Annotated in this window: 10 protein-coding genes and 3 tRNA genes; 5 read left to right on the forward strand and 8 right to left on the reverse strand. The window is 67.0% G+C overall.

What is annotated here, in order from left to right:
• Positions 1-39: 39 nt before the first annotated feature.
• The 5 genes from ACM9LZ_RS18865 to ACM9LZ_RS18885 all read right to left on the reverse strand — a co-directional run bounded on the left by ACM9LZ_RS18865 (position 40) and on the right by ACM9LZ_RS18885 (position 2,055).
• Entirely contained in the window at positions 40-771 is a 732-nt protein-coding gene (locus tag ACM9LZ_RS18865) for a trypsin-like serine peptidase (protein WP_416621062.1), read from the reverse strand.
• Positions 772-805: 34 nt separating this feature from the next.
• Positions 806-931, reverse strand: a complete 126-nt coding sequence (locus ACM9LZ_RS18870; protein ID WP_416621063.1) for a hypothetical protein — start codon at positions 929-931, stop codon at positions 806-808.
• Between the two features lie 194 nt (positions 932-1,125).
• Positions 1,126-1,201: transfer RNA gene (locus tag ACM9LZ_RS18875), tRNA-Ala, on the reverse strand.
• 248 nt (positions 1,202-1,449) lie between these two features.
• Positions 1,450-1,525: transfer RNA gene (locus ACM9LZ_RS18880), tRNA-Ala, on the reverse strand.
• A gap of 122 nt (positions 1,526-1,647) precedes the next feature.
• Positions 1,648-2,055 carry a TIGR02300 family protein gene (locus ACM9LZ_RS18885; protein ID WP_416621064.1) on the reverse strand — a complete coding sequence of 136 codons (408 nt, stop codon included), beginning with the start codon at positions 2,053-2,055 and terminating at the stop codon, positions 1,648-1,650.
• 241 nt (positions 2,056-2,296) lie between these two features.
• Here ACM9LZ_RS18885 and ACM9LZ_RS18890 point away from each other — a divergent pair, with 241 nt between their 5' ends.
• Positions 2,297-3,646, forward strand: a complete 1,350-nt coding sequence (locus ACM9LZ_RS18890) for a 3-phosphoshikimate 1-carboxyvinyltransferase (protein WP_416621065.1) — start codon at positions 2,297-2,299, stop codon at positions 3,644-3,646.
• Positions 3,647-3,725: 79 nt separating this feature from the next.
• Here the strand turns inward: ACM9LZ_RS18890 and ACM9LZ_RS18895 are convergent, their stop codons facing one another.
• Positions 3,726-3,956, reverse strand: coding sequence for a hypothetical protein (locus ACM9LZ_RS18895; RefSeq protein ID WP_416621066.1), 231 nt, complete (start codon positions 3,954-3,956; stop codon positions 3,726-3,728).
• Positions 3,957-4,222: 266 nt separating this feature from the next.
• Between ACM9LZ_RS18895 and ACM9LZ_RS18900 the strand changes: the two genes are divergently transcribed.
• Both ACM9LZ_RS18900 and ACM9LZ_RS18905 read left to right on the forward strand, forming a co-directional pair.
• Complete coding sequence (locus ACM9LZ_RS18900; protein ID WP_416621067.1) at positions 4,223-5,590, forward strand: sodium-dependent transporter; 1,368 nt, start codon at positions 4,223-4,225, stop codon at positions 5,588-5,590.
• 46 nt (positions 5,591-5,636) lie between these two features.
• Positions 5,637-6,062, forward strand: a complete 426-nt coding sequence (locus tag ACM9LZ_RS18905) for a YccF domain-containing protein (protein ID WP_416621068.1) — start codon at positions 5,637-5,639, stop codon at positions 6,060-6,062.
• A gap of 39 nt (positions 6,063-6,101) precedes the next feature.
• Here ACM9LZ_RS18905 and ACM9LZ_RS18910 read toward each other — a convergent pair whose 3' ends face one another.
• On the reverse strand, positions 6,102-6,737 hold the full coding sequence (locus ACM9LZ_RS18910; protein ID WP_416621069.1) for a demethoxyubiquinone hydroxylase family protein: 636 nt from the start codon (positions 6,735-6,737) through the stop codon (positions 6,102-6,104).
• Positions 6,734-7,477 carry a disulfide bond formation protein B gene (locus ACM9LZ_RS18915; RefSeq protein WP_416621070.1) on the reverse strand — a complete coding sequence of 248 codons (744 nt, stop codon included), beginning with the start codon at positions 7,475-7,477 and terminating at the stop codon, positions 6,734-6,736. The genes ACM9LZ_RS18910 and ACM9LZ_RS18915 overlap by 4 nt, the downstream gene beginning before the upstream one ends.
• Before the next feature lie 3 nt (positions 7,478-7,480).
• Here ACM9LZ_RS18915 and ACM9LZ_RS18920 point away from each other — a divergent pair.
• Both ACM9LZ_RS18920 and ACM9LZ_RS18925 read left to right on the forward strand, forming a co-directional pair.
• Positions 7,481-7,566 (forward strand) — tRNA-Leu (locus tag ACM9LZ_RS18920).
• A 189-nt stretch (positions 7,567-7,755) separates the two neighbouring features.
• Positions 7,756-8,613 (forward strand): class I SAM-dependent methyltransferase, encoded by an 858-nt coding sequence (locus ACM9LZ_RS18925; RefSeq protein WP_416621071.1) that lies wholly within the window; start codon positions 7,756-7,758, stop codon positions 8,611-8,613.
• Positions 8,614-8,874 lie beyond the last annotated feature (261 nt).

Genomic DNA, 8,874 nt, shown 5'->3' on the forward strand with positions numbered 1-8,874 from the left:
GGGCGGGGGGGAAAGGCCCCGCACCGGCAGGGCTGCCCGTCACGGGCCGGACAGCGCCGCGACGGCCGCCGCCAGCCCGTCGGGCCAGAGCGCCAGGTTGCCGGCCCCGCCCATGATGCCGATATTGATGCCGCCCACGCTCCAGGTGCCGTTGCGTTCCACCAGCAGCGGCCCGCCGCTGGTCCCCCGGCTGGCCGAACAATCATGCAGCAGCAGGGCCGCTTCCGGTGACGGGGCCGGCAGCGCCGTCTTCACGGCACATTGCCGGTCGGCCATCAGCATATGGACCCGGTCCTGGCTGTAGCCTGCGACGGCCACCCTGTCGCCCGGCGCGGCCGGGGCGGTCGCTAGCGGCAGGGCCGGCACCCCGGCAGGGGCCGACAGGCGCAGCAAGGCCCAGTCATGGTGCAGGCTCTCACCCGGCCGTGTGCCGTCATAAAGGGGGGAAACGCGCAAATCCGCGACCGTCAGGTGGGTCTTGTAGTCGCCGCGTTCATAGCCCAGCAGCACGTGCAGCGATTGCGGCGCCAGCAGGCGGCGGGTGCGGCTATTGTACAGGCAGTGGGCTGCTGTCAGGACAAGGCGCCGGGCGATCACCGTGCCGGTGCATTTGCCGCCGATATTGGTCTGCACCCGCGCCATGCTGTTCCAGGGTGGCGTGGTGATATCAACGACCTGCCGCCGGTCGTCATCGGCCACGCCGGGCGCCCTGGGTGTGCCGGCGGCACCGGCGACCGGAAACGCCAGCAGGGCCAGCCACAGCCAGGCCACCGCCAGGACCGGCCACCGGCGGCCTGAACGGATATCAGAACGGATTGTTGTCGCCGCCACCCGGATCACCCCCGGTCAGGAACATCCACATCACGTAATAGAACGCGCCCGCAAAGGGCAGCCCGACCACCAGGCCCAGCAGCATATAGATCACATACATCGCACACCCTGCGCGCAGAATGCGGGGCCGTCCATCCGGCGATGCCCGCGTCATTGCTGCTGCTACGCCGATCCGTCCCGCTTGTCATCGGATAAATCGACGCGCAAGGACAGGGGGGCGGCGGGGCAGGCCTATCCCGGAGGGAGCGGAAACGACAAAGGGCCCCGCCGTTCCCGGCGGAGCCCTTTTCGATTTGGTGGAGCCAAGCGGGATCGAACCGCTGACCTCTACAATGCCATTGTAGCGCTCTCCCAGCTGAGCTATGGCCCCGAAACCCTGTCCACGTCGTCTGGGTCGCCGTCGCGGTGGGCGGCTTTATGGACAAACCCGGGGCCGGTTGCAAGCCCGGAGATCGCCGTTGCGGACAAGGCAGGCATGCCGATGGATGCATGCCGGCGGACGCAGGCGGGCCATATGCGCCGGACAGAACCGGCAACACGCAACGCATGCAACACGTACCGTATGGAGGCCGGAAACGACAAAGGGCCCCGCCGTTCCCGGCGGAGCCCTTTTCGATTTGGTGGAGCCAAGCGGGATCGAACCGCTGACCTCTACAATGCCATTGTAGCGCTCTCCCAGCTGAGCTATGGCCCCGAAACCTGTCGTCGCTGTCTGGGTCGTCAGCGCCGTGGGCGGGTTTATCTAGAAACTCCGTCCCGGATGCAAGCGGAAAATAGGGCGGTCACGTTTTTTTCCGCGGACGCCCTTTCCGGTGCTCAGCGCTCGTCGTCGCCTTCGACATCGACGACTTCGCCCATGTCGTCGCCATCGTCAAGCTCGTCGGCATCCTCCAGCAGGACGTCCTCATCCTCGCCGACGCTGTCATCCACATCATCGGAATCCAGATCGTCGGAGACATCGACATCGCCTTCGTCGATCTCTTCCGTGTTGCCGTCCAGTTCCTCTTCGTTCTCGGTATCCAGCGCCTCTTCGCTATCGCGCTTGGGCACTGCCTTCTTGGTGTCCTCCGCCGGCATGGGCCGGGCGCGCCGCGACTTCAACAAGGCTTCAGGATCGAAAACGGTGCCGCAGGACGGGCAGACCGGCGGCTCCTTCTTCATGTCGTAATAGCGCGAGCCACAGCTGGGGCAAATGCGCTTGATACCCCATTCGGGTTTGGCCATGGCAATCCTCCATCAATCGCGCGCGCCCATGAATCGCGCCGCAGTCCGGCCGCATCTGCCATGACGGGCGCCCCCTGTCAAACGGAAGTAGCGATACCTGTCCCCTTATCCGTGTCAAGGCTCCGTCACGGCGGGCGGCGGGCGGCCTGCCAGGGACCTTCCCTTCCGCTCCCTGGCCGGTCCATGCTATGTCGCCATCAGGGCGGCCCGACCGCCTTTTCCGCCCCAACGGGTCCGATCCATGCCGGTTGCCGCCCAGCCCTCCCACACCCTCACCATCGCACCGGCCGACAGGCTGGCGGGTGACCTGCGCCTGCCGGCGGATGTGGATTTCGGCCTGTGTGCGCTGGCCGTGGCTGCCCAGTCCCTGGGCGAGACACAGATCGACGGCCTGCCCGCCGTGCCGGCGGTCTCGTCACTGGCGACCGCGCTGACCGCCTTGGGGGCCCGCGTCACGCGGACGGGGGAGGATGGCTGGCAGGTGACCGGGCGTGGCACCGGCGGGCTGGCCGAGCCGGACCGGGTACTGGACCCCGGCGGCAGTGTCGCCGTCGCCGCCCTGCTGGCCGGGTCGGTCGCCACGCATGCCTTCGCCGCCACCTTGGGCGGGTCGGGGGGGGAGGGGGGCGCCCTGCCACCATCCCTGCCACGGTCCCTGGCCCGAATCGGGGCGAAGACGGTGCTGCGGTCGATGGATCGCCTGCCCGGCATGGTGCAGGGAACGGCCTTTCCCCTGCCGGCCCTGCACACCATGCCGCCGGGGGAGGACTGGACCGCGGCGGCCCTGCTTCTGGCCGGTGCCAATATCGCCGGGCGCACCAGCGTAACCGAATCGGGGATGGCGGAAGGCTCCATGCCCCGTCTGCTGCGCCGTTTCGGCGCGGCGGTGGACAGCCATTGCCGTGATGGCAGCCGCGCCACCAGCATCACCGGCCATGCCGATCTGGCCGGAGGCGCCCTTTGCGTGCCGGCCGATGCCTTTCCGGCGGGTTCCGTGCTGGTCGCCGCCCTGCTGCGGCCCGACAGCCGGCTGTCATTGCCGGGGGCTGGGGGACCGCGCTTGCGCGCGGGTCTGTTGCCGGCGCTGGAAAGCATGGGCGCGCGGATCGGCGTGGGGGGACCGGATGGCCTGGCGGCCGACCTTTCGATCCAGGGCGGCGGCCTGCGCGGCACGGCCCTGTCCGCCGACCAGGTGGGGGCGGTGGCCCCGGACCTGCCGGCCCTTCTGGTTGCCGCCGCCTTTGCGACCGGGCGCAGCGTCCTGGACGGGCTGGACCGGTTGCCAGCCGATATCATCCGCCGGCTGGCCTGCCTGGAACAGGCGCTGGCGGCGGCCGGCGTCGGCGTGCTGCGCACCGGTGCCCGGCTGGTGATCGACGGCGCGGGCGGGCCGGTGCGGGGTGGCATCGACCTGCCGGCCCATGGCGACGCCGGCCTGGCGCTGGCGCTGTCGGTGTTCGGCGGCGGATGCCGGGCCGGCGGGCGGGTGACGCAGGTGCCATCCTGCGACCGGCTGGCGGCGGCTGTCGCGGCCCTGAACGGTGCTGGCGCCCGGATCGATACCGCAATGGATGCGGTGGGCGCCGGTTGAGCCGGTGATACCCCCAACAAAAAAGGCGCAGCCCCTGGGGGCTACGCCTTCATGCAGGTTTCAACCTGTTCCGGGAGGATCAGGCGGTGATATTGACAAAACTTCCGCGCGTCCGGCCGGCGGTCAACGCCTCCTGACGCTCGTTATCGGTCGGGTTTGTGTTGGTCTGCTGATTTTCCTGCTGGGTGGTGGCAGCCTGCTGCGCTTCCTGTTCGGCCGGCGGCACGGGCTGCACCCGCGCGGTATCGGCCGGACGGACGCCCGGAGTCTGAAACACGGAGCTGTAAGCGGAAACGCCGCTGATGGCCATCACACACCTCACTTGTTGTCGCTAAATTACGCCCAAGCACCACCGGCCGTCAATGGATCGGCGCGCAGGGCGGAACCGTGCGTCATGCACTGCGCAAGGAGCGGTTTTGCAAGGGCCGTGCGCCGGTGCCGGTCGGACGGAGCCGGCGGCGGACACTTGTCCTTGCTGTTGGGCAAGATCAGGGTTTATTGCTTGCCCATCGGACAGAATGACGGTCCATACCGCCCGGACGGACGCCAAGGACCGCGGAACAGGGGTAAGGGCACTTGCAATCTGCGCAGAATGCCGGCGTTCCCGCCGGGCAATGGTCGTCGCGTTTCGCCTTTCTGATGGCGGCCATCGGGTCGTCGGTCGGGCTGGGGAATATCTGGAAGTTCCCCTACATGATCGGCACGAGCGGTGGGTCGGCCTTCATGCTGGTCTATCTCACCTGCGTCATGGCGGTGGGCCTGCCCATCCTGATGGCTGAACTGGCGCTGGGGCGCATGGGGCGGCAGGGCCCGATCGATACGCTGGTATCCCTGGGGCGCCGTTATACCGGCAAGGCCGGCTGGGGGGCCATCGCCTGTCTGGGCGTGCTGGCCGCGGTGCTGATCCTGTCCTTCTATTCCGTTGTGGCCGGCTGGTCGCTGGCCTATATCCCCAAACTGCTGACGGGGCAGATGTCGGGCCTCTCGGGGGAGCAGACGGCCGCCACCTTCGGCGCGCTGCTGGCCGACCCCTGGGCGCTGGCATTCTGGCATGCGCTGTTCATGCTGCTGACCATCATCCCCGTTGCACGCGGCATCCAGGCCGGTATTGAAAAGGCTGTGGTCTGGATGATGCCGCTGCTGTTTGCCCTGCTGGTCTTCCTGGTGCTCTATGCCGCGGTGGAAGGGGATTTCGCGGCCGGGATGGTCTATCTGTTCAAGCCGGATTTCGAGGCCATCACCATGGATGTGGTGCTGGCCGCCACGGGGCAGGCTTTCTTCTCCCTGTCGGTGGGGCTCGGCACCATGCTGGCCTATGGTGCCTATCTGCCGGGGCATGTCTCCATCCCCCGCACTTCCGTCGTCATCGTCTTCGCCGCCATCCTCACGGCGGTGCTGGCCGGCGGCGCCATCTTCCCGATCGTCTTCGCCAATGGCCTGAACCCGTCGGAAGGACCAGGGCTGGTGTTCGTGACCCTGCCCGTGGCCTTCGGCGCCATGCCGGGCGGGGCGCTGGTCGGGACGGTGTTCTTCATGCTGCTGGCCATTGCGGCGCTGACCTCGTCGGTATCGCTGCTGGAACCCATCGTGGCGGCCTTTGCCAGCCGGACGCGCCTTTCACGGACGGCGCTGGCCTGGACGGGCGGCCTCGTCACCTGGGCCCTTGGCTTCCTGACGCTGTTTTCCTTCAACATCTGGTCGGATGTGCATCCGCTGGGCGGGACCCGCACATGGTTCGACTGGATCGACTACCTGACCTCCAACATCCTGCTGCCGGTCGGCGGGGTGCTGCTGGCCCTGTTCGCGGGCTGGATCGTCACGCGGGCCGACTCGGTGCAGGCGCTGGGCTTCAGAAACCCGCTGCTTTATCGCCTCTGGCACCTGCTGGTGCGCGTAGTGGCACCAATCGGCGTGGTCGTAACGGTCATTTCCAATATCGCCTGACGGGTGATAATGCCCTTGTCATTAAGGACCCGGTGGAGGCGCTGCCATGATCAACCTGCTGATGAATATCCTGTGGCTGATCCTGTTTGGATGGACCGCGGCGCTGGGCTGGCTGGGGGCGGCCATCATCATGGTCATCTCGATCGTCGGGATTCCCTGGGCGCGGGCGGCCGTGAACATCGCGATCTTCATGCTCTGGCCGTTCGGCCGGATCGCCATCGACCGGGAAGCGCTGACCGGGCGGGAAGATATCGGCACCAGCCCGCTGGGCTTCATCGGAAACGTGATCTGGTTCCTGTTCGGCGGCATCTGGCTGGGCCTGGGCCATCTGCTGCTGGGCCTGGGCTTCTGCCTGACCATCATCGGCATCCCGTTCGGCCTGCAGCACTTCAAGTTCGCTGGCCTGGCCTTCGCCCCCATCGGCAAGACCATCGTGGACCGCGAAATTGCCGACGCCATGCGCTATCGCTGACACCGGGCCGGCCGGGCTCTTGGCCCGGCCCGGCGGCCTTCAAAGGCGTTCCGACAGCCAGATAGCCGTGCGGGATCCGGCCTTGATCAGGGCGGACAGCACGGGATAGCCCGTGGCGAGTTCCGCCTCATGGGCCAGGCCGATATCGCGGTGTTCCAGCTCCTCGGCGCGGAATTTCTCGATCGTGGCCTTCAACGCCTCCTCCTCCGGCCCCAGCCTGGCGGCCTGCTCGGCATAATGCTGGTCGATCACCTCTTCCACGGCTACGGTGCAGGCCATGGCGGCACGGCTGCCCATGGCCGCCGTGCCGGCACCCAGGGCCCAGCCGGCCAGATGCCAGAAGGGCTGCAGCGCCGTGGGCCGCACGCCACGCTCTCGCGCCAACCGGTTGAACGTGTCCAGATGTTCCTGCTCCTGCTGGGCCATGTGACGGATCATCGGCCCCTTTTCACCCTTGCCCAGCACGGCCAACTGACCGGCATAGATGCGGGCCGCGCCATATTCGCCGGCCTGATCGACGCGGATCATCCGTTCCAGCGGGGCAATGGGATCCCCCGGCAGGTGCCGCGGCCGGCCTGGTCCGGACTGGTCGCCGGCCGGCTGCACTGCGGGACCGTCCTTCAGCGGCCGCGGGGACAGAAGGTGGGCTTGCATGCCGGGCTGGTGGGGGCTCATCGCGTCGACTCCGTTGAAAAGGCGGCCTTCACGGCGTAAAGGGCCAGCATCAGGCTGGCAATGGCGCTTAAGCCGGCGATGGAGATGCCGAACAGTGACCAGGGGATCTCGTCGCAGCGCACGACGGGCGCCGCCAGGATGGCAGCGCGGAGATCCTCCAGGCTGCCGCTGGCCAGCGGGGCCGTGCAGGCCGTGAACCCCTGCCACCATTTCTGCTCCACACCGGCATGGAAGACGGAGATACCGGCCCCGACCAGAAAGACCAGGCCGCCCGTCAGCAGGCTGATGCGCCGCCAGGCCCGATCCAGCCGCAGCAGGGCGGAAGGCAGAAGCGGTACGATGGCTGCCATATAGGCATATCGCTGCCACCAGCACATCTCGCAGGGCGGAAGCCCGCCCCAATATTGGGACGCAAACGCCGTCCCCAGCGCTCCCAGCGATGCCAGGACCAGCAGGATGGATGGCAACCGCCGGCCGGTGGCCAGCCTGTGCAGGGGCGATGGGGTATCCGTCTTCATCCCCCGACTATAGGCCCGGCCCGTGCGGCCGGAAAGGCCCACCATGCCGCAAGGGCACCATGGCAAGGGCACCGGGTCGCCGCCCGACGGTGCAGCGGCCCGATGGTGCAGCGGCCCGATGGTGCAGCGGATCGTGGCGCTCAGCTTTTCGCCGGCAGCCCGCAGGATTTCATTGACCGGCCTCCCGGCATCATTATAGTGCCGCCTCGCGTTCAAACGCACGGTGCCTCCGTGGCGGAATGGTAGACGCGGCAGACTCAAAATCTGTTGCCCGAAAGGGCGTGTTGGTTCGAGTCCGACCGGGGGCACCAATTTATCTTCAATACTGACATCTCAATATTCGTGTGGCGGACAGGTCCGGCAAAAGCCGTTGTTCCGGCATGGTCCGTCTTTCATAGGCCGAACCGGCGTCTTGGCGCCGGCTGTTGTCATGGGTAGCCTTCCGGACCCAAAGCCGCCCTTTGCGGCGCCATCCCGCTTACCCCGGAAGGAAATGCCCCATGAAGAAAGACGCCACCATCCTGAAGGCGCTGTTGCTGGCAGCCGTGATGGCCGCTCCCCTGACGCCGGCCGTTGCCGCCGACAACCAGGTCGCGCAGGCTGCCGGCCCGTCCCTGTCGGACCGGTTGGGGCCGATTCTGTCGGGGGCTCACCGGTCGGATGCGAACAAGGCCCGCGATGTCTGGCGCCGTCCGGTTGAAACGCTTGAATTTTTCGGCGTGGAGCCGGGAATGACCGTGGTGGAGATCTCACCCGGCGGCGGCTGGTATACAGAGGTGCTGGCTCCGCTGCTGAATGGGGAAGGCCGTTACATCGCCGCGGCGGCTGATCCGAATGGCGCGTCGGAGAACATGCTGGCTGGCATTCAGCGTTTCAAGGACAAGCTGGCCGCCAATCCCGATCTCTATGGCAAGGCGGAGCTGGCGGCTTTCGGCCCCCGCGCCCTGGATGTCGTGCCGGAAGGCAGTGCGGATCGGGTGCTGACCTTCCGCAATGTCCATAACTGGATGGCCGCCGGCTGGGCGGAAGATGCGTTCAAGGCCATGTTCAAGGCACTGAAGCCCGGCGGTGTTCTGGGGGTGGTGGAACATCGCGCTTCCAAGGACCAGCCGCAGGACCCCAAGGCCGCCTCCGGCTATGTCCGCGAGGATCATGTGATCAAGCTGGCCACTGACGCCGGCTTCAAGCTGGTGGCCCTGTCGGAGATCAATGCCAATCCCCGGGACACGAAGGACCATCCGCGTGGCGTCTGGACCCTGCCCCCGACCCTGGGCTTGAAGGACCAGGACCGCGACAAGTATCAGGCCATTGGCGAAAGCGATCGCATGACCCTGCGCTTCGTGAAGCCGGCCGACTGATCGCCGCCGCCCAAAGAACGCGGGATGGATGTGGTCCGCGGATTTATCGTCACGGACGACAAGGCCAACGATTTCCTCGAAGCGACGAGATAGGTTCTCTTCCCCCTGTGAAGCCCCGGTCCCGTTGGACCGGGGCTTTTTGTTGCCCGGTGGCTGGGTGGCGAGCCCCATATGTTGTTTGTGCTGGCACCAGGGATGGTTGTTTTCAAGAAAGTGAGATTTGGGCGCAAAAAACCTGTTGCGCTGGGAGGATGTGTTGTC

Source organism: Niveispirillum fermenti, from assembly GCF_048066175.1.
Classification (GTDB): Bacteria; Pseudomonadota; Alphaproteobacteria; order Azospirillales; family Azospirillaceae; genus Niveispirillum; species Niveispirillum fermenti.